General features: G+C 56.6%; 29 protein-coding genes and 1 riboswitch. Of the genes, 19 read left to right on the top strand and 10 right to left on the bottom strand.

Annotated elements, in window-relative coordinates:
* The first annotated feature begins 9 nt into the window (after positions 1–9).
* From FQB27_RS16135 to FQB27_RS16115, 5 genes are all read left to right on the top strand, one after another.
* Positions 10–717 carry a 3-oxoacid CoA-transferase subunit A gene (locus tag FQB27_RS16135; protein ID WP_169562164.1) on the top strand — a complete coding sequence of 236 codons (708 nt, stop codon included), beginning with the start codon at positions 10–12 and terminating at the stop codon, positions 715–717.
* A complete protein-coding gene (locus tag FQB27_RS16130; RefSeq protein ID WP_169562111.1) occupies positions 714–1,406 on the top strand; it encodes a 3-oxoacid CoA-transferase subunit B in 693 nt (230 codons plus the stop codon). The genes FQB27_RS16135 and FQB27_RS16130 overlap by 4 nt, the downstream gene beginning before the upstream one ends.
* Before the next feature lie 47 nt (positions 1,407–1,453).
* Positions 1,454–2,767 carry an aspartate aminotransferase family protein gene (locus tag FQB27_RS16125; protein ID WP_169562110.1) on the top strand — a complete coding sequence of 438 codons (1,314 nt, stop codon included), beginning with the start codon at positions 1,454–1,456 and terminating at the stop codon, positions 2,765–2,767.
* A 247-nt stretch (positions 2,768–3,014) separates the two neighbouring features.
* A complete protein-coding gene (locus FQB27_RS16120; RefSeq protein ID WP_169562109.1) occupies positions 3,015–3,617 on the top strand; it encodes a DUF1326 domain-containing protein in 603 nt (200 codons plus the stop codon).
* A 64-nt stretch (positions 3,618–3,681) separates the two neighbouring features.
* Positions 3,682–4,515 carry a DUF2182 domain-containing protein gene (locus FQB27_RS16115; protein ID WP_169562108.1) on the top strand — a complete coding sequence of 278 codons (834 nt, stop codon included), beginning with the start codon at positions 3,682–3,684 and terminating at the stop codon, positions 4,513–4,515.
* Here FQB27_RS16115 and FQB27_RS16110 read toward each other — a convergent pair.
* The gene (locus tag FQB27_RS16110; protein ID WP_169562107.1) at positions 4,458–5,876 is read right to left on the bottom strand and encodes an aminotransferase-like domain-containing protein; all 1,419 of its coding nucleotides are present in this window, start codon (positions 5,874–5,876) and stop codon (positions 4,458–4,460) included. The genes FQB27_RS16115 and FQB27_RS16110 overlap by 58 nt on opposite strands.
* A 126-nt stretch (positions 5,877–6,002) precedes the next feature.
* Between FQB27_RS16110 and FQB27_RS16105 the strand changes: the two genes are divergently transcribed.
* From FQB27_RS16105 to FQB27_RS16070, 8 genes are read left to right on the top strand one after another with little or no spacing between them, the layout of a single operon-like run.
* Positions 6,003–7,307, top strand: coding sequence for a hydroxymethylglutaryl-CoA reductase, degradative (locus FQB27_RS16105; protein WP_169562106.1), 1,305 nt, complete (start codon positions 6,003–6,005; stop codon positions 7,305–7,307).
* A 39-nt stretch (positions 7,308–7,346) separates the two neighbouring features.
* Positions 7,347–8,393, top strand: coding sequence for a TRAP transporter substrate-binding protein DctP (dctP, locus tag FQB27_RS16100; RefSeq protein WP_169562105.1), 1,047 nt, complete (start codon positions 7,347–7,349; stop codon positions 8,391–8,393).
* Positions 8,394–8,452: 59 nt separating this feature from the next.
* Positions 8,453–8,944 (top strand): TRAP transporter small permease subunit, encoded by a 492-nt coding sequence (locus FQB27_RS16095; protein ID WP_169562104.1) that lies wholly within the window; start codon positions 8,453–8,455, stop codon positions 8,942–8,944.
* A complete protein-coding gene (locus FQB27_RS16090) occupies positions 8,944–10,260 on the top strand; it encodes a TRAP transporter large permease (RefSeq protein WP_169562103.1) in 1,317 nt (438 codons plus the stop codon). The genes FQB27_RS16095 and FQB27_RS16090 overlap by 1 nt, the downstream gene beginning before the upstream one ends.
* Before the next feature lie 25 nt (positions 10,261–10,285).
* Complete coding sequence (locus tag FQB27_RS16085) at positions 10,286–10,627, top strand: hypothetical protein (protein WP_169562102.1); 342 nt, start codon at positions 10,286–10,288, stop codon at positions 10,625–10,627.
* A complete protein-coding gene (locus FQB27_RS16080) occupies positions 10,624–11,169 on the top strand; it encodes a biotin transporter BioY (protein ID WP_169562101.1) in 546 nt (181 codons plus the stop codon). Before FQB27_RS16085 ends, FQB27_RS16080 begins: the two co-directional genes overlap by 4 nt.
* Positions 11,170–11,223: 54 nt before the next feature.
* Positions 11,224–11,904 (top strand): energy-coupling factor ABC transporter ATP-binding protein, encoded by a 681-nt coding sequence (locus FQB27_RS16075; protein ID WP_169562100.1) that lies wholly within the window; start codon positions 11,224–11,226, stop codon positions 11,902–11,904.
* Entirely contained in the window at positions 11,898–12,506 is a 609-nt protein-coding gene (locus FQB27_RS16070) for an energy-coupling factor transporter transmembrane component T family protein (RefSeq protein WP_169562099.1), read from the top strand. The genes FQB27_RS16075 and FQB27_RS16070 overlap by 7 nt, the downstream gene beginning before the upstream one ends.
* A 33-nt stretch (positions 12,507–12,539) precedes the next feature.
* Here the strand turns inward: FQB27_RS16070 and cutA are convergent, their stop codons facing one another.
* Together cutA and FQB27_RS16060 are read right to left on the bottom strand one after the other, a co-directional pair.
* Positions 12,540–12,881, bottom strand: a complete 342-nt coding sequence (cutA, locus tag FQB27_RS16065) for a divalent-cation tolerance protein CutA (RefSeq protein ID WP_169562098.1) — start codon at positions 12,879–12,881, stop codon at positions 12,540–12,542.
* A 169-nt stretch (positions 12,882–13,050) separates the two neighbouring features.
* Entirely contained in the window at positions 13,051–13,530 is a 480-nt protein-coding gene (locus FQB27_RS16060; protein ID WP_169562097.1) for a VOC family protein, read from the bottom strand.
* 218 nt (positions 13,531–13,748) lie between these two features.
* On the opposite strand from FQB27_RS16060, the gene speD reads away from it, so the two are divergent.
* Positions 13,749–14,174 (top strand): adenosylmethionine decarboxylase, encoded by a 426-nt coding sequence (speD, locus tag FQB27_RS16055; RefSeq protein ID WP_169562096.1) that lies wholly within the window; start codon positions 13,749–13,751, stop codon positions 14,172–14,174.
* A complete protein-coding gene (gene speE / locus FQB27_RS16050) occupies positions 14,171–15,022 on the top strand; it encodes a polyamine aminopropyltransferase (RefSeq protein WP_169562095.1) in 852 nt (283 codons plus the stop codon). Before speD ends, speE begins: the two co-directional genes overlap by 4 nt.
* Positions 15,023–15,037: 15 nt before the next feature.
* Here speE and FQB27_RS16045 read toward each other — a convergent pair whose 3' ends face one another.
* The gene (locus tag FQB27_RS16045) at positions 15,038–16,513 is read right to left on the bottom strand and encodes an L-serine ammonia-lyase (RefSeq protein ID WP_169562094.1); all 1,476 of its coding nucleotides are present in this window, start codon (positions 16,511–16,513) and stop codon (positions 15,038–15,040) included.
* A 136-nt stretch (positions 16,514–16,649) separates the two neighbouring features.
* A riboswitch (glycine riboswitch) is annotated at positions 16,650–16,735 on the bottom strand.
* A gap of 85 nt (positions 16,736–16,820) precedes the next feature.
* A complete protein-coding gene (locus tag FQB27_RS16040; protein WP_277346095.1) occupies positions 16,821–17,954 on the bottom strand; it encodes an alanine racemase in 1,134 nt (377 codons plus the stop codon).
* Between the two features lie 114 nt (positions 17,955–18,068).
* Between FQB27_RS16040 and FQB27_RS16035 the strand changes: the two genes are divergently transcribed.
* Complete coding sequence (locus FQB27_RS16035) at positions 18,069–19,247, top strand: glycosyltransferase (RefSeq protein WP_169562093.1); 1,179 nt, start codon at positions 18,069–18,071, stop codon at positions 19,245–19,247.
* An 18-nt stretch (positions 19,248–19,265) separates the two neighbouring features.
* On the opposite strand, the gene FQB27_RS16030 is transcribed toward FQB27_RS16035, so the two are convergent.
* From FQB27_RS16030 to FQB27_RS16020, 3 genes are all read right to left on the bottom strand, one after another.
* Positions 19,266–19,616 (bottom strand): hypothetical protein, encoded by a 351-nt coding sequence (locus tag FQB27_RS16030; RefSeq protein ID WP_169562092.1) that lies wholly within the window; start codon positions 19,614–19,616, stop codon positions 19,266–19,268.
* Positions 19,617–20,487: 871 nt separating this feature from the next.
* Positions 20,488–20,679, bottom strand: a complete 192-nt coding sequence (locus FQB27_RS16025; RefSeq protein WP_169562091.1) for a (2Fe-2S)-binding protein — start codon at positions 20,677–20,679, stop codon at positions 20,488–20,490.
* Positions 20,680–20,891: 212 nt separating this feature from the next.
* Positions 20,892–22,103 (bottom strand): acyl-CoA dehydrogenase family protein, encoded by a 1,212-nt coding sequence (locus tag FQB27_RS16020; RefSeq protein ID WP_169562090.1) that lies wholly within the window; start codon positions 22,101–22,103, stop codon positions 20,892–20,894.
* A 107-nt stretch (positions 22,104–22,210) separates the two neighbouring features.
* Between FQB27_RS16020 and FQB27_RS16015 the strand changes: the two genes are divergently transcribed.
* The 3 genes from FQB27_RS16015 (at position 22,211) to FQB27_RS16005 (ending at position 24,436) form a co-directional block, all read left to right on the top strand.
* Complete coding sequence (locus FQB27_RS16015) at positions 22,211–23,122, top strand: LysR family transcriptional regulator (protein WP_169562089.1); 912 nt, start codon at positions 22,211–22,213, stop codon at positions 23,120–23,122.
* Positions 23,123–23,161: 39 nt separating this feature from the next.
* Positions 23,162–23,896, top strand: coding sequence for a 16S rRNA (cytidine(1402)-2'-O)-methyltransferase (gene rsmI, locus FQB27_RS16010; RefSeq protein WP_169562088.1), 735 nt, complete (start codon positions 23,162–23,164; stop codon positions 23,894–23,896).
* Positions 23,897–24,004: 108 nt separating this feature from the next.
* Positions 24,005–24,436: a CBS domain-containing protein gene (locus FQB27_RS16005; protein ID WP_169562087.1), complete on the top strand. Its 432-nt coding sequence runs from the start codon at positions 24,005–24,007 to the stop codon at positions 24,434–24,436.
* Positions 24,437–24,512: 76 nt separating this feature from the next.
* Here FQB27_RS16005 and FQB27_RS16000 read toward each other — a convergent pair whose 3' ends face one another.
* Complete coding sequence (locus FQB27_RS16000) at positions 24,513–25,421, bottom strand: patatin-like phospholipase family protein (RefSeq protein WP_169562086.1); 909 nt, start codon at positions 25,419–25,421, stop codon at positions 24,513–24,515.
* A 37-nt stretch (positions 25,422–25,458) separates the two neighbouring features.
* Positions 25,459–25,808, bottom strand: a 350-nt coding sequence (locus FQB27_RS16600) for a hypothetical protein (RefSeq protein WP_206374750.1), incomplete at its 5' end; no start/stop codon positions are given.

Here is a 25,808-nt window from a genome sequence, read left to right as displayed (position 1 = left end):
ACTGGTATGATTAATAAAATCTGCCCCTCTGTCGAGGCGGCGGTTGCCGATATCAAGGACGGTGCAACCGTCATGATCGGCGGCTTCGGGGAGGCTGGAAGCCCCATTGAACTGATCCATGCTCTGATTGATCAGGGCGCACGGGATCTGACGGTCATCAACAATAATACAGGCAACGGACAGGTTGGTCTGGCCGCGCTGATCGGCGCCGGGCGGGTCCGCAAGATGATCTGCAGCTATCCGCGGTCGTCCCAATCCAAGGTTTTCCCGGAACTGTATCGCCGAGGCGAGATCGAACTGGAACTGGTGCCGCAAGGAACCCTTGCCGAGCGTATTCGCGCTGGCGGTGCCGGTGTGCCGGCCTTCTATACCCCGACCAGCGTGGGCACCCCCCTTGCGGAAGGAAAGGAAGTCCGCGAGATCGAAGGTCGTTCCTATGTTCTGGAATATGGCCTCAAGGCTGATTTCGCCTTGATCCGCGCCGAAAAAGCCGATCCGCTTGGCAACCTCACCTATTACAAGGCAGCTCGGAACTTCGGGCCGATCATGGCGATGGCGGCGAAGACCACCATTGTTCAGGCACGGCAGGTTGTCGAGGCTTCGGGCATCGATCCCGAAGTGGTCGTAACCCCCGGTATTTTTGTAAACAAGGTGGTCGAAGTGGCCGACCCCGCGATCGAATCCGTGTTGATTGAGCAAGGAGTATCCTACCCATGAGCAATGCAGACACAAAAGCCGGTCTGAGCCGGCCGCAAATGGCATGGCGTGCCGCGCAGGATCTTGTGGATGGTGCCTTTGTCAATCTGGGGATCGGTATTCCCGAGATGGTCGCCGATTTTGTTCCCGGCGACCGGCAGATCATCTATCACACGGAAAACGGCATTCTGGGCTTTGGTCCCCGGCCAGCGGAGGGCGAGGAAGACCCTGACCTGATCAACGCGGGTAAAAAGCCGGTTACCTTGCTGCCTGGCGCCTCCTTCTTTCATCATGCGGACAGTTTCGCCATGATCCGGGGCGGCCACATCGACTACTGTATCCTTGGGGCCATGCAGGTTTCCGCCAGCGGCGACCTTGCCAACTGGTCAACCGGGGCCCCCGATGCCATTCCCGCGGTTGGCGGGGCGATGGATCTGGTGGCTGGTGTGCCGAACGTGTTCATCATTACGGATCATGTTACCCGGACCGGAGAGCCGAAATTGCTGGAAACCTGCACCTATCCGCTGACAGCGACCGGTGTGGTCAAGCGCGTGTTCACCGATTTCGGTGTGTTTGATGTCACGGCGTCCGGCTTTGTCCTGAAGGAAATTGCCCCCGGCGTTACCGTGGACATGATCGTTGAAAAGACAGGTGCTGCGGTGGAAATCCCTGCGGACCTGAAAGTGATTGAGGTCCCGGACACCGTCTAGGACCTGTTTCTTCCATACTGTTTCACTTGCCATTCCGGGAAGATCCCATGAAGCCGAATATGTCCGCCCTTGATCGTGTTATCGACGATCTGAAAGAAGAATACAGCCAGCGCAACCCTCGCAGTCAGGCCATGATGGCCATGGCTGAAAACTGGATGCCGGGGGGGAATACCCGCTCGGTCCTGCATTTCGATCCCTTTCCGCTGGTGATCGAAAGAGGAGAGGGGGCGTATCTTCATGACGTGGACGGGCATGTTCTTCTGGATTGTGTGGGGGAATTCTCGGCCGGCCTTTACGGGCATTCCGACCCTCAAATTCTGGGGGCGGTGTCCACGGCCATGGCAAGTGGAATTGTATTGGGGGCGCCCAATTTGTATGAGGCCCGGCTTGCAGAACTGGTTTGTGAACGGTTCCCGTCCGTTGACCTTGTCCGGTTCTGCAACTCAGGGACAGAAGCCAACGTGCTGGCGGCGGTGACGGCCCGGCATGTGACAGGTCGCTCGGCGATTGTTGTGTTCGACGGGGCCTACCACGGGGGTGTCATGACCTTTGGTGGGGGTGGCAACCCGATGAATGTGCCGTTCGACTGGATTGTTCTGCCCTATAACGATGCGGAGCAGGTTCGGAAAACGTTTGCCGAGGAAGGGCGCCGGATCGCGGCGGCCTTTGTCGAACCGGTCCTTGGGGCGGCAGGTAATATCGCAGGACAGCGGGAATTCCTGCAGGCGCTTCGGGACGAGACAGAGAAAAGCGGCTCCGTCCTGATTTTTGACGAGGTCAAGACCTCCCGCCTTGGCAGTGGTGGTGTTCAGAAACAGTTGGGCATCACTCCCGATTTGACGACTCTCGGAAAATATCTTGGCGGCGGGTTTCCGCTGGGGGCCTTCGGCGGCAGCGAACGTATCATGAGCCGGTTCAATCCCCGGATTGCCGGGAATCTCAGCCATGCGGGGACGTTCAATAACAATGTCTGTTCCATGGCTGCTGGCAGCATGGGACTGTCCGAGGTGTTCTCTGAAGAGATTGCCGACGCCTTCCTTGAGAAGACAGAGACATTTCGCCAGCAACTGGACCGTGACCTGAAGGCCCTGTCCCCCCGGTTCCATGTGTCCGGGATGGGGTCCCTGATCAGCATTCATTTGAGGGAAACCGCCCCGGAGCGGGCCGCTGATACCACACCGGCCAGCCTTGCGTTTCGGCGGGTGTTGAACCTGACCGGATTGCTGTCTGGCGTGGCCTTTACCGGGCGCGGCGATATTTTCCTGTCCCTTCCCATGACGGATCAGGATCTGGCAACCATTCGGGCGGCGATCCTGAAAACCGCCGGGGAGTATGGGGCGCTTTGTCTGGAACAGGCGTAACATAAAGATAACGGGGGCCGGTGCCCCGGTCTGGTGGTATTCCCTGTTAGGGGAAACAGAATAGGCGGGCTTTCTCCGATGGGGGAAGGCCCGTTTCGGTTTTTCGGGGCAGTAATGGCCATGTTTTCCCTTGTTTTTCTGGCTGTTTTCAGGGCTTTCAGGTATACTTACCGGCATTCGTCGCTTTACCATAAAAAGTAGAAAAATACGCGTACCCTTTCAATCGATTCCGTTAAAGGAGGAAAGGATGGGATACCATCTTGAGGGTAGATTGCTTGAAGTGTGTAATTGCGAAGTTCTGTGCCCCTGCTGGATTGGGGAAGATCCGGATAACGACACCTGTGACAGTGTGATGGCCTGGCATTTTGACAAGGGCCAGATCGAGGGGGTTGATGTGTCCGGCCTGACGCTGGCCATGATTGTCCATATTCCCGGAAATGTATTGGATGGCAACTGGAAGGCCGCGGCCTATGTGGATGATGCCGCGTCACCGGAGCAGGAAGCCGCCCTGTTGAAGGTCTATACCGGTGAGGCCGGTGGGCCGGTTGCCGAACTGGTGCAACTGGTTGGCGAGGTGGTCTCTGTCGAGCGGGCGCCCATCGAGTTCAAGGTCTCGGGCGGAGCGGGAACCGTGCGGGTCGGGGATGTTGCCTTTGCTGAGATGGAGAATTACCTGAGCGGGGCCGGAGAGCCGACCACCCTGTCGGATACCATCTTCTCTACTGTGCCGGGCGCGCCGGTCTTTGTGGCCAAGGCGAAATCATTCAGGGCCGAGAATGCCAAGGTTGGTGTTTCCCAGAACCTGAGTGATCACAACGCCCTGCAAAGCGTTTTCATGTTTGACAACTAGGGGCAAGGGGCAGCGCCTTGCGGTGTAAGGTCGTTCAGAAGCTGCCCTTTTCCTGTTTTCATTTATGACACGCGCTTCCCATCGCAGTTTGTTCCTGCCGCTGATGGCGGGGCTTGTGCTGCTGTCCTGGGGTCTCCTGTTTCTGTGGGGATCGTCGTCTTACGGGCGATATCTCAATCATGGGACGTGGGATGACAGGGCGCTGATTGCGGCGCTCTGTCAAAGCCTGCCCGCCGGGGAACTGGTTCTGCCATTGGTTCTCTATGTGGGGGGATGGGTGTTGATGCTGGTGGTCATGATGCTGCCGACAACCCTGCCCCTGCTGGAGATTTTCCGTCGTCTGACCCGAAAAAGGCCGGATGCGGGACGATTGATGCTTTTTCTTATTGCCGGGTATTTGGGGATTTGGACGGCGTTTGGCGTCGTCGCCCACGCGCTGGACTGGGGCCTGTTCCAGATTGTCAGTCAGTCTTCGTGGCTGCAACTGAACGGGTGGGTTATGGGGGCTGTCATCCTTTTTACGGCCGGTTTGTTTCAGTTCAGCCCGTTGAAATACCGATGTCTTGAAAAATGCCGCACCCCACTCAGTTTTGTGGTTGAGCGGTGGCGGGGCCGCCAGCATGGTCGTCAGGCCTTTCTGCTGGGGGTTCATCATGGGCTTTTCTGTGTCGGGTGTTGCTGGGCCTTGATGATGCTGATGTTTGTGGTGGGGACCGGCAATCTTGGCTGGATGCTGGTGTTGGCTGTCCTTATGGGGATTGAGAAAAATACCGCATGGGGGCAGCGGATCAGCGTTCCGCTTGGGCTCGGGCTTCTGTTTTGGGCAGGGCTTCTGGTTTATCAGAACCTGCTGTCGGGGCCGTTCGTGTTGGCGCTGGTGGGCTGGTCCGCCCCCTGACCGTCTCGCAGGGCCGACAGAAACCGGAAAAAGCGGGCATCGGCGGCGCGGGCCACATTGATGCGAAGGCCCGCGGGTTGGGCCAGCATGTTTGACGAGAAAAGAGAGCCAGGAGCGATGAAGATGCCTTCTGCCGCCCCCCTCTTGGCAACCTCCAGATCGTTCATACCGTCCGGCAAGGTCAGATAGGTGTAATAGCCGCCGGTCGGGGGGCAGAATAATTCATACCCTGCTTTTTCCGTGCCGCTGATGACGGCGCGGGCCGCCTCGTTGATCCGGTTCTGAAGGCGTTTCAGATGCCGGTGATACTCCCCCCGCTCAAGGAAGTTATAGATCAGCATCTCGGAATGGCGGGACGAGTTGACCGAGGTGATCATCTTGAGCTCGGTCAGCGGGGCGATGATATCCTCGCGGGCCATGATATAGCCGGCGCGGAGGCTGGCCGACAGGGTTTTGGCAAAGGTGCCGATGCAGATGGTGTTGCGAAACTGGTCAAGCAGGGATAGCGGCGTTCCGTCCACATCCGGCAGGTGCAGGAAGGGATCGTCATCCACGACCAGCATGCTGTGCCTGTCGGCAAGGCGCAGGACTTCATGGGCGGTTGGCAGGTCCATGGAACTGCCGGTCGGGTTTTGTCCCCGCGACTGGGTAAAAAACATGACCGGCTTCAGGTCTCTTGCTTTTTGCTCCAGTTCGTTCAGATCCGGCCCTTGCGGCGTGCGCCGGACCCCCTCAATATTCACCCGGGCCAGTTTCAGCTTGGCAAACAGCGGATAATAGCCCGGTTCATCCACCAGAACGGTACAGCCCGGCGTCAGGAAATAGCGGGTGATCAGGTCAAGGGCATGGTTGGCCCCGAAGGTCATGAGGATTTGTGACGAGGTTACCTTCAGGCCCTGTGTCTGGTGCAGGGAGGCCAGGCGTTCCCGCAACCGGGTGTATCCCAGGGCGGAACCGTACCCGGATTGCTCGTCCGCATCGCCGACCGGGGATTTCATGTGTCGGCGGAAAATCTGCTCACCCATCCAACTGGAAGGGGGGCGTCCGTCCCCCACCCGCAAGGTGAAACTTTTGTCCAACTGCGCCTGCAGCAGGGAAACCGCATCCCGCGCTTCCTCGAAATGGGGGCGATGGGCCGTCGCCGGGGCCGTGGTGTGCGCATTGATGTAAAAGCCGGAACCGGGGCGCGGAATAATCCACCCGGCGGCCACCAGTCGCTCATAAGCCTCAATCACCGTATTTTTCGAGACCCCGTATTCTTCTGCAGCCCGGCGGATGGACGGCAGGCGTTCCCCCGGCTTCAGGGTTCCGGCTTCGATCTGTTCCTGAAAAAGAGCGACGAGTTTCTCGGTGCGGGTCACAGCAGCCTCTTGATAACTGTACTGTATGTTTTATGGGTACGGTTTTCGATTAATTTGCACAATTGTACCTATTCGGAACTATGGCGCCCTGCTAGTGAATATGCAAGTAACTTCACGGAGAAATCTATGCAGAACCAAGTGTCTGAAAGCCGTAAAACCATTTCATCACGGATTTCAAACCTGCGCAATATTGAGCCGAAAGACCGCAAGGACCTGATTGTTCAGGCAGCACAGCTTTCGCAGGAACAGTCGGTCGCCCTTGATGGGGAAGGGGCGCTTCCGCTCGAACTGGCCAATGGCATGATCGAGAATGTGATCGGGAAATTTGAAATTCCGCTGGGTGTGGCAACGAATTTTGTGGTCAACGGCCGGGACTATCTTGTGCCCATGGCGGTTGAGGAGCCTTCTGTTGTTGCCGCGGCGTCCTACATGGCGAAGATCGCCCGTGATCATGGCGGTTTCCATGCCCACGCAACGCGGCCCATCATGCGGGCGCAGGTACAGGTTGTCGGGATCAATGATCCCCATGCGGCCCGTTTCAAGATTCTGGAGCGTAAAGACGATCTGATCACGTTGGCCAATTCCCGGGACAAGGTGCTGATCGGTCTTGGTGGCGGGTGTCAGGATATTGAGGTTCACGTGTTCGAGGACACACCGATTGGTGCCATGATCGTCATGCACCTGCTGGTGGATGTGCGCGATGCCATGGGGGCGAATACGGTCAATACAATGGCGGAAATGGTCGCACCGAAGGTGGAGGAAATCACAGGCGGTTCGGTTCGTCTGCGCATTCTGTCCAACCTTGCGGACCAGCGGATTGTCCGGGCCCGGGTCACCATCCCGGTTGAGGCGCTGGACACCGAGACACTGGTTGGCAAGGACGTTGCCGAGGGTATTGTCGAAGCCTATGTCATGGCGGCGCTGGACCCCTATCGGGCGGCAACCCATAACAAGGGGATCATGAACGGGATCGATCCGGTGATCGTTGCCACAGGAAATGACTGGCGCGCCATCGAGGCGGGTGCCCATGCCTTCGCGGTACAGGACGGCCACTACGGGTCCCTTACCACCTGGGAACTGGACAACAGCGGAAATCTGACGGGAACAATCGAACTGCCGATGGCGGTGGGGCTGGTCGGCGGCGCCACCAAGACGCATCCGGCGGCGCGGGCGGCTCTTGCCATGATGGATGTAACATCCGCCAATGAACTGGCGGAAGTGATCGCGGCGGTCGGACTGGCCCAGAATATGGGGGCTCTCCGGGCCTTGGCGACAGAGGGAATTCAGAAGGGCCATATGGCGCTTCATGCGCGGAACATTGCCATCGTGGCCGGGGCCACCGGGGACGACATCAGTCGTATCGCCGAGGCCATTGTCTCCGCCGGAGATGTAAGTGTGGATAAAGCAAAGGAATTGCTTGCCACCTCGTAAGTGTGTGTTGATAACCATGGGTCAGAGGGAGGAACCAGTATGACCAAAGTAGATAGACGTTCAGTTCTGGGCAGTCTTGGCAAGGCGGCGATTGCCGCGCCTGCCATCGTTGCCGTTTCCAGTCTTGAGACAAAAGCCGCCGGTGTGACCAACTGGCGGATGCAGGCCCTGTGGGGGGGCAGCACGACGCCGTACAAATACGAGGAACGCTTTGCCAAGCGGGTTGAGGAACTGACAGGGGGTTCACTGCAGATCAAGACCTTTGCGGGTGGCACCATCGTTCCCAATGCGCAGGCTTTTGATGCCGTTCGCGGCGGCGCGTTCCAGATGATGAAAACCTTTGACGGGTACACTGCCGGTAAAATCCCGGCGCATGGGTTCTCGTCCACGGTGCCGTTTGGCTTCCCGGAAGCGGACATGTATGAAGCCTGGTTCTATGAGCGGGGCGGTCTGGACATGGTTCGCAAGTCTTATGCTCCGGCCGGGCTGACCTATATTGCGCCGACCGTTTACGGCGAAGAGCCGATCCATTCCCGCGTTGAAATCAAGAGCATCGCAGACCTGAAGGGCCTGAAAGGTCGCTTTGTCGGTCTGGCGTCTTCCATCATGGCGGAGTTCGGTGTGGCCGTATCGCCGCTGCCGACATCCGAAGTCTATTCCGCGCTGGATAAAGGCCTGATTGATATTGCCGACCGTGGTGACATCAAGGCCAACTATGAAGCAGGCCTTCATGAAGTGGCGAAATTCCTGGTTCTGCCGGGCATTCACCAGCCGACAACGGCGACCGGTTATGTGGCCAATACAGCGGCCTATAACAAGCTGGATACCCAGCAGAAAGCAGCCCTTGAAGTGGCCGCCCGCGAAATCTCCGGTGCGCTGCGTCAGGATATCATGGTGTCCAACGCTGAATATATCGCCAAGTTCAAGGAGGCTGGCGTCAAGCTGATCAAGCTGGACACGGACGATATCGCCGCGTCCCGGAAGGTTGCGCAGGGCGCCCTTGAAAAAGCGACAAAGGGCGATAAGCTGGCACAAGAAATGCTGAAGTCACAGGCGACTTTGATGGCCGACTTCGGTTTGCTCTAGTCGTCAAAAACCAGCAAACACCCGGTACTTTTGTACCGGGTGTCTTCGAAAGCATATCCATGATTGCATTTGCCACGGCGGTTACCTCCGTCAACAGCATGTTGTTCACGGCTGTCAAATGGGCGGTTTATGCCGTTGCCGGCCTGATGATCTATGAAGTGATTGCCCGCTATACCCTGACGGCCCCGACATCGTGGGCACCGGAACTGGCAACCCTGATTTTCGGCCCCTATTTCCTGCTGGGGGGGCCTTATCTGCTCCATATCGGGGGGCATGTGGCGGTTGATATTCTCAGCGCCCGTGCGACAGGCAAACTCAAGAATATCCTGATCATTGTCGGAATGCTGCTTGCCTTTCTGTTCGGGGCGATCCTGCTCTGGTTCAGTTTCCCGCAGGCGGTTCAATCCTTTGAATATGGCGAAACAACCTTTTCCGCCTGGAACCCGGTGATCTGGCCGAACAAGGCGGCGCTGCCACTGGCGGCATTTCTGCTGTGCCTTCAGGCCCTCAGTGAAATAATCCTGCATCTTCGCGGGAAGGGAGGGAACTGATGGAATCGTCATTCGTTCTTCTGTTCATGTTCAGTGCCCTGATCCTGTTCATGCTGTCCGGCGCGGCGCTGGCTTTCGTGTTGGGCGCGATTGCCTTCCTGTCGACGATCCTGCTGTGGGGGCCCAGTGCGCTGGTGGTTGCGGTTCTCAACACGTTCGAGACCATGACCTCGGAATCCCTGATGGCGATCCCGCTCTATATCCTGATGGCGGCAATCCTTCAGAAATCCGATATTATCGAGGATCTCTACGGCGCCATGGAAAAATGGTTTTCCGGGCTGCATGGGGGGCTGGCGGTCGGAACCATTGTGATCTGTACCATCATGGCGGCCATGACCGGTGTGGTCGGGGCGGCTGTGGCGGCCATGGGCATTCTGGCCCTTCCTTCCATGCTGGAGCGGAAATACAATCAGCCGCTGGCGCTGGGCGCGATCTGTGCGGGCGGGACGCTGGGTATTCTGATACCGCCGTCCGTGGTGACGATCGTTTATGCCATCACGGCGCAGGTCTCCATTGGCAAGATGTTCATCGCCGGGGTGGTTCCGGGCATCATCCTTGCCGCGACCTATAGCCTTTATATTTATATCCGGGCCCGCCTTAACCCTGAGATTGCCCCGCTGCCTCCGCAGCAGGAGGAAATCCCGCTGTCCGAAAAACTGGCATCCCTGAAAACCCTGATCCTGCCAGCGCTGGTCATCTTCAGTGTGCTCGGTACCATTTACATGGGACTGGCCACCCCCACGGAGGCCGCCGCTGTTGGTGTGTTGGGGGCGCTGTTCTCCGCTGCGGTTTCCGGGCGGTTGAAACGGGTTCACCTGTCAGAAGCGGCAACCGACACCCTTCGGGTAACGGCCATGATCCTGTGGATCACCATCGGGGCACGGGCTTTCATCTCGGTTTTTGTTGCTACGGGCGGTGCCGATTCCATCCTCAATTTTGTCGAGGAAATGGAGGCGTCCCGCTGGATCATTCTGGGGGCCATGTTGTTGGTCCTGATTTTCCTCGGACTGTTTCTGGATGAAATCGGGATTATCCTGCTGTGTGTTCCCGTCTTCCTGCCAATCGTCAAGGTGCTGGATTTCGATCTGATCTGGTTCGGCGTCCTGTTCCTGATTACCGCCCAGATGGCCTATATCACGCCACCCTTTGGGTACACCCTGTTCTACCTGAAAGGGGTGCTGCCCAAGTCTATCGGGATCGGTCAGGTCTATAAGGGGGTCATCCCGTTCTTCGCCTTGCAGGTTCTGGTTCTGATCCTGTTCATGCTGGTTCCCGACATTGTGACCTGGCTGCCGAACAAGGTCAGCGGAAACTGATCAGGCGTAATCGCCTTTCGGTTGGATGCAGATAGAAGGCGGCTTGGAATATTCCAGCCGCCTTTTTGCTGTATGGGCGTTGGAGAACGCGCCCGGTACAGGGAAAGATCCGTTTGTTATTCAGGACTTATTCCGGACGTATTCCGGGCTTATTTTGCGCCTCCCGGCGTTGCCCAGCCTGCTGAAATGGCTGGACAACAGGCGGGAACTGCGACTAAGAAAAGCATATTCCGTCGCGCAGGCGGCACCGTTTGGGAAGGCCGAGAAACCGGTTTTCGGGTGTGCCGATAACAGTAAATTGAGTGCGAGTTGTCCCTTGTCCGGTTGGCAAATGCCGGACTGGTATTCAGGAAGTATAAATTCATGAAGACGAATGATATTGTCTATATCGCCCTGTTCGCCGCCCTGATGGCAGCGTTGGGTGTGTTTCCGCCGATCAGTATTCCGGCCCTTGGCGGGGTCCCGATTACGGCCCAGTCCATGGGGATCATGCTGGCAGGGGGTATTCTGGGGGCACGGCGCGGGGCGCTGTCGATCATCCTGTTCCTTGTTCTTGTCGCTGTAGGTTTGCCGTTGCTGTCCGGTGGCCGGGGGGGACTTGCCGCTTTTGCAGGACCTTCCGCCGGCTTTATCTATGGTTGGGTGATCTGTGCCTTTATCATCGGTCTTGCCATTGAGGCATTCTGGGATCGCCTGAACGTGTTCAATGTGGCCGCGACCCTGACGGTGGCCGGTATTTTCCTGCTCTATGCCATCGGTATTCCGTGGTTGGCGGTTGTGGCAGGTATTCCGTTTGAAAAGGCGTTTTTCGGTTCCGTTGCCTATATTCCGGGGGATGCCGTCAAGATGGTGGTTGCAACGGCGGTTATCCTGACCGTCAAGCGATCCTATCCCCTGATCAACCGATAGGATAGGGAAATCGGCGGCGCCGGACAGGGGCCGCCGTTTGACCGCAGGGGCGTCATGATTGAACTGGAAAATGTATCTGTCCGTTTTGAGGGACGCAGGGTCCTGCAGGACCTGAACCTTGCCCTGACCGAAAAGCGGATCGGGGTGATCGGACTGAACGGATCGGGGAAAAGCACATTTGCCCGGTTGCTGAACGGGTTGCAGCTTCCGACCGAAGGCGCGGTCACGGTTGGCGGGATGGATACCGCAAAGTCCGGTAAGGACGTGCGCCGGCAGGTTGGCTTTGTCTTTCAGAACCCGGAAAACCAGATTGTCTATCCCATTGTTCGCGAAGATCTGGCCTTTGGCCTCAAGAATCTGGGCCTTGCCAAGGCGGATATCCCGGTTCAGGTGGAACGGGCGCTGGAACGCTTTCGGCTTCAGCATCTGATCGACCGCCGTACCCATGAACTGAGCGGCGGCGAAAAGCAGATGATTGCCCTGATCGGTGTTGCCGTCATGAACCCCCGCTTGATCGTGATGGATGAACCGACCACGCTTCTCGACCTTCGAAACAAGCGGCGCCTGATGCAGGCGGTATCAGACATGGAACAGTCCGTGGTGATGATTACCCATGATCTGGACCTGCTGTCCGCCTTTGACCGGGTCTTGTGTTTCCATGAGGGGCGCCTGTTTGACGATGGTGCGCCCGAGGCGGTTATCGCCCGGTATCAGCAGGTGTGCGAAGAATGCTGAGTACCTATCAGGAAACCGGATCGGTCCTGCATGGTATCCGGGCGGGGTGGAAGCTCCTGTTTCTTGTTGTGCTTGGCAGTGCGCTTTTCTGGTTTGAACGTCTGGACCTGATTGTTGTCAGTCTGGCCTGTGTGATGATGCTGTATCGGCTGGCCCGCTTCTCGCTTGCAACCCTTTGGGATCAGGTGAGGCCGGCCCTTTTGTTGCTGGTCATCATTTTTCTGGCCCAGATTTTCCTGACATCACCGGAATATGCTGTTCTGATTGTGGCGCGCTTTGCGGCCCTGATCCTTGCTGCGGCGCTGGTAACCCTGACGACCCCGACCTCCGAAATGGTGGCGGCGATTGAAGCATGTCTGAAACCGGTGCGGCGCTGGGTCCCCATAGAGAAAGTCAGCCTTGCCCTGTCCCTTGCCATCCGGTTTATCCCCGTAATCGTGTCAATTACCCACGAGGTGCGGGAAGCGCAAAGGGTACGCGGGCTGGATCGCAGCCTTTTTGCCGTGGCCATGCCGGTCATCATCCGTACCCTTAAAATGGGCGACCAGATTGCCGAGGCACTGGATGCCCGTTCGTTCGAAAACAGCGGAGACGGGAAGTAGGAACGGGCGAGGGGGCCCGGCCTTCTTTACGGCTTAATGCGGTTTGTAGGAACTGCCGGGGGTGCCGGTTTCCTCAATCACCCAGCGTTTGTAGGCCGGGTTCACATGGCTGACGGGCATTCCCGTGATCCCCGGAACATCATAGGGGTGAAGTCTTTCCACCAGCGTACAGACCTTGTCGAACAGGTCTTCGCGTGTCTTGACCAGCAGGGCAATTTCCGTTTCGGATTCGATATCCCCTTCCCAGTGAAACAGGCTGTCAATCTCGCCGATGATGTTGACGCAGGCGGCAAGCCGTTCCATGAGCAGGGCATTGGCAATCTCGTCGGCGGTTTCCATGTCCGGGCAATTGATCCAAACATCAAGAATTTTCATGGCGGGTTCCTTGCTCACCAAAGCCTCACAAAAGAAAGAGTTGCAGGAACCAGAGGATACAGGAAGAAGAGGGGGCGGGGGAACCCGCTTTCACCTGAATGCGGGGTGCCCTGTCATAAAAAGGATATTCTGGCCTTGTGTGTATCTGGTCGCGGCCGTGCAGGGGCGATCAGGGATGCGCGGCGGTCCATTCTTTCAGGGCTTCACGGGCCTCGCGTTCTGCGACATCCTCGGCCGGTGTCTTTTCGGGGATCTTGGCGCTCAGCTCGATCACATATCCGTTGGGGTCGCGGAAATAAATGGATTTGATGAAGCCATGATCGGAAATGCCACGGGTCTCGATGCCTTGGGCCTTTCCTTTTTCAAACAGGAAGAACAGGTCTTCCATCTCTACCTCCAGGGCGATATGCAGATCAAAGTCATGCTGCTTCTTGAAAGTGAAGGGCATGCCCGGCACCTCGAAGAAGGCAAGGAAGGAACCATCATCCAGCCGATAGAAGGTATGCAGGGCCTCGGTCTCGTTACCGGTTTTGGTTTCAAGGATGGGAAAGGCTTCGGCCAGTGGCAGACCCAGAAAATCTTCATAGAACTGGCGTGTTTCTTCCGAGTTGCGGCATCGGTATGCGTTGTGGTGCAGTCCTTTGATCATTGAAAACCTCCCTGTCTTATGACTGTTTCGGGCTATCCCCCTGCATGATGAAATAGGAGAAAAAATACAAGGTCAACCGTTGGCCCGCTTGCGGGGCCCGCCGGAAGCGGTTTTCAGGGCCGCTGGATGCGTTCTTTTTTACTTGTATTCAGGGGGCAGTTCGGCGATAACGCGCCAACATTTTTTAAGTATTCTCTTGTGAATTTGGCGATAATTCCATGTCTGATCCTTCCAAAATCATTCAGATGAAGTCTTCCTCCGACAGAGAGGACAAGCCGGGCTATTTCGTTCAGAAAGACGGCCTGACCTTCGCCGGTACACATTTGATCGTTGATCTGTGGCAGGCGTCCGGTCTCAATGATGCCCGTTTGATCGAGGATACCTTGCGGGAATGTATCGAGGTTTCCGAAGCGACGCTGCTGCATTTCCATATTCACGCGTTCGAGCCGAACGGCTTGTCCGGTGTGGCCGTTCTGGCAGAAAGCCATATCAGTTTCCATAGCTGGCCGGATGAAGGGTATATGGCCCTTGATATCTTCATGTGCGGCAAGGCCCAGCCTCATAAATCCATTCCTGTCCTGAAGCGGGCCTTTTCACCGGAAAGCATTCAGGTTACGGAACTGAAGCGGGGGATTGTCTCTTGATCGAAGTATTTGATGAAGGTTTGCACAGCGGCGTCAATCTGGCGCTGAAGGTGAACAAGGTTCTGTATCGCAACAAGACCGAGCATCAGGACCTGATGATTTTCGAGAATAACCGTTTTGGCCGTGTCATGGCGTTGGATGGTGCCATCCAAATCACGGAAAATGACGAGTTTATCTATCATGAAATGTTCGCCCATGTGCCTATTCTGGCCCATGGCGCGGTAAAGCGCGTCCTGATCATTGGCGGCGGTGACGGTGCCGCTGCACGGCAGGTTCTGCAACATGACGGGATCGACCTGACACTGGTGGATCTGGACCGGACGGTTATTGATCTGTCCCGCGAGTATTTCCCCACTGTTCATGGCGGGGCGTTTGATGATCCAAGAATGACCATCGTGGTGGCCGACGGATGCATGTTCGTCAAGGAAACCGACGAGACATGGGATGTGATCATCATCGATTCCACCGATCCCGAAGGCCCCGGTGAGGTTCTTTATACCCAGGAATTCTATACGGACTGCAAATCCTGCCTGACCGAAGGCGGGATCATCACCACGCAGAACGGCGTACCGTTCGTGCAGGCGGATGAACTGAAGAACAGCTATGATCGGCTTGGAACCCTGTTCACGGATGTCAGCTTCTTCATGGCGGGTATTCCAAGTTATGTGGGCGGGCCGTTGGCCTTTGGCTGGGCGACCAACAACCCGGCCCTTCGCACCATTGCCGTTGAAACACTGGCCGAACGGTTTGAAGCCGCCGGTATTACAACGGAATATTACACCCCGGAAATCCACAAGGCGGCGTTCGTCCTGCCCGTTTATGTTCAGAAAATCCTGACCGGCGAATAAGCGGAAAAGAACGGCTCAGCATTCGACCACATTCACCGCAAGGCCCCCTTGCGAGGTCTCCTTGTATTTGCTGAGCATGTCTTCGCCGGTCTGGCGCATGGTTTCGATCACCTCGTCGAGGGAGACAACATGGGTCCCATCCCCCGCAAGGGCGAGGCGGGCCGCGTTGATGGCTTTCATGGCCCCCATGGTGTTTCTCTCAATGCAGGGGATTTGCACCAGCCCCCCGATGGGATCGCAGGTCAGGCCAAGATTATGTTCCATGCCGATTTCCGCCGCGTTTTCCACCTGTTCGTTGGTGCCGCCAAGAACCGCGGTGAGCGCCCCCGCCGCCATGGAACAGGCCACCCCGACCTCGCCCTGACAGCCAACCTCGGCCGCAGAGATAGAGGCCCGCTTCTTGTAAATGGAGCCAATCGCCGCTGCGGTCAGCAGGAAATTGCGGGTGCCGTCCATCGTCGCGCCCACGCAGAAACGCTGATAATATTTCAGAACCGCAGGGATAACCCCGGCGGCGCCGTTGGTGGGGGCGGTCACAACCCGGCCCCCGGCGGCATTTTCCTCGTTCACCGCCAGCGCATAAAGATTAACCCAGTCAAGAACGGTGAGCGGATCCCGTGATGCCCGTTCGGGATTGTCCATCAGTTCCCGGTACAGAGACCCTGCCCGTCTTTTGACCTGCAGACCGCCCGGCAAAATGCCGCTGGTTTCGCATCCGCGCTGGATGCAGTTGATCATGGCGGTGCTTACCCGGTCCAGAAAGTCATTGGTTTCGGCGTCGCTGCGCCAGCAGGCCTCGTTGGCGCGCATGATATCGGCAATGGATTTGCCTGTGTCCTGACCGATTGCCAGAAGCTCCGCCGCCGATGTGAACGGATGGGGCAGGCGGATGTTGTGCCCCTTGGTTTCGGCCCGGTCCCCTTCATCATGAGACACCACATAGCCGCCGCCGACAGAAAAGTAATCCTTCTGGACAAGCAGGTCGCCAGCCTTTGAATAGGCGTGAAAGCGCATGCCGTTGGAATGCTCCGGCAGCATCTGGTCCTTTTGAAACACCAGGTTCTGGTCTTCAAAAAACGGAATGTCCCGTATGCCACCAAGGTGCAGGCAATGGGTCTCCCGGATGCGGGACACAAGGGGGGCGATGGCTTCGGGATCAATCAGGGAGGGGCGTTCCCCGGACAGGCCAGCCAGAATGGCGATGTCGGTGCCATGCCCATGACCGGTCAGGGCGAGAGAGCCGAACAACTCCACGATTACCCGGTTTGTTGTTTCAAGAAGGGCGCGGGACGCCAGATAATCGACAAAGCGTTTGGCCGCCCGCATGGGACCAACCGTATGGGAGGAGGAGGGGCCGATCCCGATGGTATAGAGGTCTGTAACGCTGAGATTAAGGTCAAGCTGGCTGGTGGGGACGGGGGTGTGATGGCCTGGTGTCGGCGGAACAACAGGCGTGACGCTTCCCCGACTTTTGCTTTTTTTACTACTCATGAACAGGCACCTCCCTAATGCGGTCAACAGGACCGCGATACAAGACGATGCCCCCTCTGTCCGTGTACCTGAAAGATTACCGGAAAACCGGGTACCTCTTCGGTGGAGTGTCCCTTCACTCTCTCTCCAGAGCCTTCACTGCCTGACGGTACGGGTGCCTGAGAGTTTCCGGGGCGGTTGCTCCTTCGGCGTCGGGTGACCGATCTCTCCCGCCAGGGAGAAAAAAGGATGCTGACTGTATCAGCATTGAAAATAGAGTATGGGCCGGGTCCGGGCAGGTCAAGCCTGCTGGTAAAAGCCGGGGGCTTTACCAACCGTTGCAGCGGGGCCAGACAGCCGTGATGTCATCCCCGCCCTCAACCACATGATACTCGGAATAGGCCGCCGCCGTGATACAGGCATGGTTCGGCAGAATGCGAAGGCGCGTACCAACGGGGAAATCGTCACAGGTAAAGGAACTGCCTTCCAGCGAAATCAGGCCATGTTCCTGATTGCAACTATTGACCCACAGCCCGTCCAGTGGGGCCGTGTCCTCCATGCGGCAGACCTGACCGAAATGTGGTTTGCCTGTGGGGTTGGGTTTGCCGGGATCGGCAGACAGGGCAAGGCTGCCCGCATCGATCAGTAACCGGTTTCGGTCTTTCTTGTGGCTGATGACGGTTGCCAGAACCGAAATGGCGATATCCTTGTGGGTACAGACACCAAGGGCTGTCATGACAAGATCCTGAAAGACATAGACCCCGGCCCGAACTTCCGTAACACCCTGAAGGCTTTTCCCGAAGGTGGCGGTGGGGGTCGATCCCAGACTGACAATGGGACAAGGAAGACCCGCCTCGCGAATCCTGTCAGCGGCCTGGGTGATGGCCAGCCTTTCCTGCTCTGCCATCTGGATGATTCCGTCCACAGACTGGCAGGCGTATGAGCCGCCCGCATGGGTCATGACCCCGGCGAGGTCCGTCCCTTCGCCAGCATGCAACAACCGGGCGACATCAATAAGGGCGGCATCGTCAGGGGTAAGGCCCGCCCGCTTCCCATCACTGTCAATTTCAATAAGGCAGGGGAAAACGGTGCCAAGGGACAGGCCAATACGGCTGACCTCGGCGGCGACTTCCGCCTCATCCAGAAGCAGGGTCATCGTGGCCCCCCGATCCTGCAAGGCTTTCACCTGATCCAGTTTCTGCGGGGCGATGGACACGGCATACAGGATGTCCTGATAGCCCGCTTCCAGAAAATACTCGGCTTCTTTTAAGGTTGAGACGGTGATGCCCCCTTTACCACCTGCGAAAATCTCTCGCGCGACATCGGCGGACTTGCAGGTTTTCAGATGTGGGCGCAGGGTAACAGTTCCGTCCTGAAATTTCCGTCCCATCATTTGTATATTGGAGGACAGCCGGTTTTTATCCAAAATCAGGCTCGGTGTTGGTAACTGGTCAAGTTTCATGGCAATACCCGGCATCACTATACAAGATACAGGGACAATAAGGGCATTGGGCCCGATGTCAAAGGGCGAGGTAAAACTTGCCGCGGTGGTATGGGGCATCCGGGGGGACGCATTGTGGGCAAGATTCTATTTGGCTGGGAGTTCGGGGCAAGTCTGGGGCATGTTTATCCCCTGCTGAGGATTGCCAACCGGCTCAGGGATAACGGGCACGAGATTGTGTTTGTCTGCCGGGACGTGGTGCTGGCCAGTGATCTGGTCCGCGCCGAGGGGTATAAACTGATTCAGGCGCCCTTCTGGAAAAATCCGCCGATCCCCAACTTGCGAGACATTCCCACACCAAGTTATGCGGATGTTCTGGTACGTCAGGGATTCGCATACCGAAAAAATCTTGTGAGCATGATGTCCGTCTGGACGGACCTAGTGGCCCTTTTGAAACCGGATCTGGTTGTGGCGGATCATAGTCCGGGTCTCAGTTTGGCGCTGCGCGGACTGGTGCCGGTTTTCAACGTGGGCAACGGGTTTACCCTGCCCCCATCCGGGGTGGAGGAATATCCGGTGGTCAACCGGGGCGGCAAGCCGTTGATGGCGCAGGAGCGGCTGCTGGCGATTTTCAACGAAGTGAACCGTGAAAGAGGGGCGCCCTTGTTGGACAGGCTGCCGCAGGTTTTCGATACGGAAGGGCAGTTCGTTTGTACGGTTCCCCAGCTTGACCCCTATCATGGGGTGCCGGGCAGGGTGCAGGTCGGGCCTCTCGAAGACAGCATGACCCCGGCGCCTTTGCCAGAAAACCCTCATATCTTTGTCTATATGGCCCATGATATCGCGGGACGGGAGGTGGTGCTGGAGACGGTGGCGAAAAACGGCCTCCCGGCCACAGCCTATATTCGCGGGGCCAGCGCAAGGGACCGGGCGCGATATGCTTCCCACTCCCTGACAATGTTGGACAAGCCCGTCGATTTCAGAAGTATGCTGCCGAAATCCAGTCTGGTTATTCATTCCGGCGGCGGGGGAACGGCAACCGCTTGTCTGATGACCGGTCGTCCCCAAATCATGCTGCCCACCCAGGCCGAAGCGAACCTGAATGCGCGGTTATTGCGTTCTCGCGGATTGGCAGAGGTGGCGCCGCCCACCGTTACCCCATCGCATTTCAAGGCGATTCTGGCGCGGGCTGCCGGAAACCGGGAAATGGCGGAACGATGCCTGCAGAATGCCGAGATCCTTGCCGGGGAGGATTGGGGAAATGCCCTTGGCCGGATCGTGACGGCAGCCGAGGCGATTCTGTCTCCCGCGTGATCGATCTTGGGTCGGGGCTCAATCGCGATTGTATTTCAGAACCCAGAGGGGCAGAAGGGCTGCGACTTCGCGGCTGCTTCCGTCCAGTTCAATGGCAAACTGCTCCTGTTTCAGGTCGATTCGTACAATGCGTCCGCTGAACTGGCACATCTCGGCCGACCCATCCGGCCCAAAGATACCCGTAACGCCATGATCCAGACAGGCCTCGGACGGCAGGCCCTCAAGCAGCAGTCCGTTCAGTGACCAGTTCTTGGTGCGAAAGCTCTGTCCGTTGATTTCCACTTTCAGGACGGGGCTGGACACCCGAAACGAATCTCTCTGTTCAAAGCGGTTCGGGATGGACGTTGTGATTTCTTGGGTGTGGAGCATGTCGACCTCGTGGCAGTAATTAACTCACAGGATTGGTATGCAGTGTTCGTGCCAATTGACGATTTTTGGCAAAGCCTTTGTTTCTCTGCCGTTATGGATGAAGAGGCGAGAACAGGGGTGGGGGCAGTGCAGGTTAAAAATTGCCGGGTGTACAATCCTGCCGGGGTAATAGAATCACACCGCTTCAGGGCCGCTTTCGATTCGTGGATTGTTGTTTTTTGAGGTTTTCTGCCGTTTTTGCGCAGCTTTTAGGGGCAGGGGCTTTTTCGAAATAACCGCGGCGGTAGGGCGTGCGGTGTCGGTCGATCTGAGTCGCGCAAAAATTATGAGAAAAATAATACGAAGATCGTGAAATTAAAACGATGAAAAATATGGGCTTTTGTAATTTTGTTGCAATGCACCATGAAAAAATGACCTTTTGTCAAAAATGACAATTTGTCATCCGGCATTTCCTCTGCTATACATAATCACATGCTAGCGAACTGGGCAACAAGATCCGGGAGTGGCATGAAAGGTAAGAAATACGGCTGGTATCCCCCCGGGGTAGTGGTCGAAACCAACCGAGTAACTGGTGATTGCGTCTTCCCCAATTGGGCGCTGACAACAATAACAATAATCAAGTGTCCAGATTGCCAGATATATCGGATGGGATAAAAATAATAATATAATGAGGTCAGGACCCCAACCTGATTCCGAAAATGCCGAGGCCGAGGCAGAATAATAATAACTAAAAAGGCCAACGAACCTATGGGCCGCTCATCCTTGTGATGGAGCGGTTTCTTATTTTCAGCCCCTCTCCATGCCAGACATCAGACCTGATCGTTGCTTTTTGCAGATCTGCTACTTTGTCGGTGCGATTGCCCGGCTGGCGTTACTTGTTGGTGATGGCGGTAGGCTCGCCAAGGCGTTCCTGATGGATGAGGTCGCGGATATGGGTGGAACATTTTGCGCATTGCGGCGAAGCCCCAAGGCTTTGATAGACCCGGGAAACCGCTTCGGCTCCTGAAGCGATGGCGCTTTTCACATCCCGGTCTGTAAATCCGTTACACAGGCATACATACATTGTCCGTACGTCTCTCACTCTGGAAATCACTATGTATTATTGATTATCTCAATTAAGAATGATTGTCAATATCATTGGCGGATAAAGGAACGCCTTGGGAAAGTGCGCTTGGGAAAAGGCGGTGTGAGGAAGGGGAAGGGGAAGGGGAAGGGGAAGGGGGGGGCCGCGGGCAATAAGCGGGGGCAGGCCTGCCTGCCCCCTTGTCGGTATGGTTATCCTGCATATCGCTGGATAATCTGTTTTCCAAGGGAATTCATGTGAACCTGATCGGGACCATCTGCCAGCCGGACTGTCCGGGCATAGGCAAAGGCTTCCGCGAGGAAGGTGTCCTGGCTGAGGCCCATGGCGCCATGAGCCTGCATGGCACGATCAATGACGGTCTGGGCCATGTTGGGGGCGACAATCTTGATCATGGCAATGATGTCTTTCGCATCCTTGTAGCTGCCCTTGTCCATCTTGTCGGCGGCTTTCAGGGTCAACAGGCGGGCCTGTTCCACCTCGCAAATGGATTTGGCGATATCTTCGCGGATCGAACCCTGCTCGCTCAGCTTCTTGCCAAAGGCGACCCGGCTTTCCACCCGCTGGCACATCAACTCGATTGCCCGCTGGGCGCAGCCGATCAGGCGCATACAGTGGTGAATGCGTCCCGGCCCCAGCCTGCCTTGAGCAATGGCAAACCCTTCGCCTTCCTGACCGATCAGGTTGCTGGTCGGTACGCGGACATTCTCGAACAGAACCTCGGCATGGCCGTGGGGGGCATCATCGGACCCAAATACCTTCATGGGCCGCAGGATGGTCACGCCGGGTGTGTCTTTCGGGACCAAAATCTGGGATTGCTGCTGGTGACGGGGGGCGTCCGGGTTGGTCTTGCCCATGACAATCATGATTTTGCAGCGGGGGTCCGGGGCGCCGCTGATCCACCATTTGCGCCCATTGATGACATAGTCGTCGCCGTCGCGCTTGATTGAGCACTGGATGTTGGTCGCATCAGAGGAGGCCACCGCCGGTTCGGTCATGGCGAAGGCGGAGCGGATTTCTCCCTCCAGAAGGGGAATAAGCCATTTCTGCTTTTGCTCTTCCGTGCCATAGCGGGCCAGAACTTCCATGTTGCCCGTGTCCGGGGCACTGCAATTGAAGGCTTCGGCGCCAATCGGGGACCGGCCCATGATTTCTGCAAGGGGGGCGTATTCAAGGTTACTGAGGCCTGCGCCATAATCATTGAATTCCGCCAGAAACAGATTCCAAAGCCCTTCCGCCTTGGCCTTTGCTTTCAGTTCTTCAATGATGGGTGGAATGGACCATCTGTCATCGGCCGTTTCCGTGTGGGCCTTGTAGGCTTCCTCGGCGGCATAGACATGCTCGTTCATAAAGGCTTCAACCCGCGCCCGAAGTTCTTCCGCCCGGGCCGACACAGAAATACTCATTTCGCTCTCCTTATTGTCCTGTTCGATTGGAAAAAAGGATAGCGGTTGCCAATAAATCAGTGAAATTTATAATAGTGATATAAAGGCATTCATTTTGGTGATGATAATTGAACCTTCGCTCTCTTGATCTCAATCTGCTGCTGACCTTCGAGGTGATTTACGATTCGGGAAACCTGACACAGGCGGCACGGGTTCTGAATGTTACCCAGCCTGCGGTCAGCAATGCCCTGTTGCGTCTGCGCGATCATTTTTCTGATTCGCTGTTTGTCCATTCCGACCGGCGGATGAAACCCACCCCCTTTGCTGAAGAACTGATTCTGCCGGTGCGTCAGGCGCTGGACCTGCTGCGTCAGGGGCTTGGCAAGAAAGACAGCTTTGATCCATCTTCGCTGACACGGGCGGTCCGGCTCAGTATCGGGGATATCGGGGAAACCATTCTCTTGCCGGAATTCGTCAAGCGCTTGCGCCGGGAGGCGCCGGACATCCGCATTCATGTATTCCAGACAGAGCGCCGGAACATGGCCAAAAGCCTCGCAGCCAATGATATCGACTTTGCCGTCGATATCCCCCTGCAAGGCGGAGAGCAGATCAGCACCCTGCCGGTCATATCGGAATGTCAGGTCTGTGCGATCTCTCCGGCCCATCCCTTGGCCAGTCGGAAGGCGCTTGCACTCTCTGACTATCTGGCGCTGGAACATATCCATGTTTCGTCCCGGAAAACCGGCGGCGGTGTGGCGGATGTGGAGCTGGGCCGGCAGGGCCTGACCCGCAAACATGCGGTGCGGCTTCAGCATTACCAATCGGCCTTTGCCCTGCTGGCCGAGACGGAACTGGCCCTGACCGTGCCTGAATCGTTGGCGCGGGTTTATGAATGTGTCTCTTTTCCCCTGCCATTTCCGGTACCGCCCCTTGATCTGCACCTATATTGGCACCGCAACGCAGAGGGGAATGCTTTTCACGGATGGGTTCGGAACATTCTGTTGGAGATTTTTGACGATTTGCAGGAACAGAAGGCTTAAGGCGTTGCGCTTTGTCAGTGAATATGGTTACTCCCAAGCATGAGCAAACAGGAAAATGATACTGACGAACCTACCCTCTATCTGATTCCCACACCCATTGGAAATCTTGAGGATATATCCTATCGGACGATCCGAATTCTGCAGGAGGTGGATGCCCTTGCCTGTGAGGATACCCGGCATACCCGCAAAATCTTTGAGCGGTATGAGCTTGAAAGTCCGTCGATTATCTTTCCCTGTCACGCCCATAATGAAGACCGGGCGGTTGGGCGCATTCTGTCCCTGCTTCGGGATGGGAAGTCTGTGGGCCTGACCTCTGATGCGGGCGCACCGGGGATCAGCGATCCGGGACAGCGCGCCGCCGCAGCCGCGATCGATGCGGGCTATCGGGTGGATGCCCTGCCCGGACCAAGCGCGGTGATCAATGCGCTGATGATGTCGGGTTTGCCTATTCCTGCCTTCAGCTTTCTTGGTTTTTTACCGCGCCGTCCCGGCCGCCAGCGGAAGGCGTTTAATGCGTTTGCGGAAACACCGTCGGCGCTGGTGTTCTTCGAATCTCCCTTCCGGGTCGGCAAGATTTTGAAAGTGGCGCTGGAATGTCTCGGGGATCGGCGGGCTGCTGTCTGCATTGAACTGACCAAGAAATTCCAGAATATCGAGCGCGGTCGCCTCAGCGACCTGGTCGAGGCCTTTGACGGGCGTAAGATCAAGGGAGAGGTCACCATTGTGATTTCCCCGCCGGAACTGCTGGATGCAGAAGACGCCGAAGACGAATAAAAGGCGATCTTTTCTCCGCTATATTTGAGAAAATGAATAAATGGTGATACCTTGGAAGGGATCGAAAGCTACAGGCTTTGCATCGACCCACTAGCCAGGAGAGCCAATATGAACGTCGCGAGTATTCTAAAAAACAAGGGCGTCGATATCATTTCTGCCAGCAAAACCGATTCTATCTCGGCGGTCGCCGGCATATTGAGCGAGCACAGGATCGGTGCGGTTCTGGTGCTGGACGAGAATCGCAAGGTCCTTGGTGTCTTGTCAGAGCGTGACATTGTCCGGGGGTTGGCTGCACGCGGTGATGGCTGCCTGATCATGGAGGCAGGGGAGCTGATGACCGCCAATGTGATTACCTGCACGCCTGCCGATACGGTTGATCAGGTCATGGCCTTGATGACGAAAAAGCGCATTCGCCACTTGCCGGTGATGGACGGCGATAATCTTGCGGGCTTTATCTCCATTGGTGATGTGGTCAAAACCCGCATGGATGAGGTGGAGCGCGAGGCCGCCGCCATGCGGGATTATATTGCAACGGGCTGAGCGCCCTTGCTGAACGCTTAATTGTCTGTTTCCCTGTTGCCCTGTCGTTCACTCCTTCAGGGCTGGAGGCCTTGGGTTATGTCAGAACCTTCAGGGCATGATGCAGAAACGGCAGGGACCGTTCGACAGCATTTTCACCCTCTTCAATCATTTCCTCGGCCTTGTCGAATTCCAAAAGGCCGAATGATGCCAGGCGCGGGGCCACGGTCACATCGGGCGGATCGCCTGCCAGTCGGGACCGGCTGAGGCGGTCCTGCACAATATTGAGCGAGGACATCATCACCCCGAAGATACTGGGGTCTGATCCACTGCGATCAAAGAATCGGTGCTTCATCAGGTTCAGCGGCGACAGGGAATGAAAGCCGTGACTGTTGTTCGCGCTTTCGGTTTCCTCCCGGGTAAGTTCCCCTTCTCCCACATTGGTCATGCCGAAAACATCCGCATTCAGGTTAACGGCAATCACCAGTCGGGCACCAAGGGCGCGGCAGACAGAGACAGGGACCGGATTGGTCAGGGCGCCATCAATCAGCCACCGCTCATCAATTCGTTTGGGGGCGAACAGGCCGGGCAGGGCATAGGATGCGGCAATGGCTTCAGCAAGGGAGCCTTCCCGGATCCAGATTTCGTGGCCTGTCCCAAGTTCGGTTGTAATGGCGGAGAAGGGGGCCGGCAGGTCCTCGATCCGGGTATCCCCAACCGTGTCCGTAATAACGTTGAACAGCTTCTTTCCGGAAATCAGGCTGCCGCCGGAAAGGCGAAGGTCCAGAAATCTGAACATGCTGGTTCGCCCGAAAGATCGTGCGAAGTCCTCTATGCTATCCAGTTGCCCGGCAAGATACAGGCCGCCGACCAGGGCGCCGATCGACGTGCCGCAGACCAAATCCGGTTTGATTCCTTCTTTTTCAAGCCGTCGGAGGACGCCAATATGGGCCCAGCCCCGTGCAACGCCACTTCCAAGGGCCAGTCCAATCTTTGGTGTTGTCATATTTGCCTCTCTGTAAAGGGCGGTTTTCTGCTGTTTTTTACCATTTTATTCCATGTGGAAAATAAAATCTAATGGCACCGTATTTTTTTGTGTTGACTCTGGGGGCCGATTTGGGGATTTTGCGCCTCCCGCCACGGTGGGGACAGAGAAATTTGGCACGCAGGAAATTAGTTTTTTGTTGTGCTGGAAAGTGAAAAACGCTAAATTGAACTTTCCGCTTTTTTGTAAATTTTTCTGTTGACTGAGTTGCCCTCAAGTTTATATAAGATGGCAACGACGCGGTCGGACGGACCTGACGGAAATCAGGAAGAACCCGGCAGCGTCTTTTTTGTCCTGAGAATTCAGGCGGTTTTTGATTGACATTGTTGATTGAGAAGAGATGCGCGG

The sequence above is a fragment of the Sneathiella chinensis genome (assembly GCF_012720115.1).
In the GTDB taxonomy this organism is placed as follows: domain Bacteria; phylum Pseudomonadota; class Alphaproteobacteria; order Sneathiellales; family Sneathiellaceae; genus Sneathiella; species Sneathiella chinensis.
This window is presented reverse-complemented; position numbering and strand designations above follow the sequence as displayed.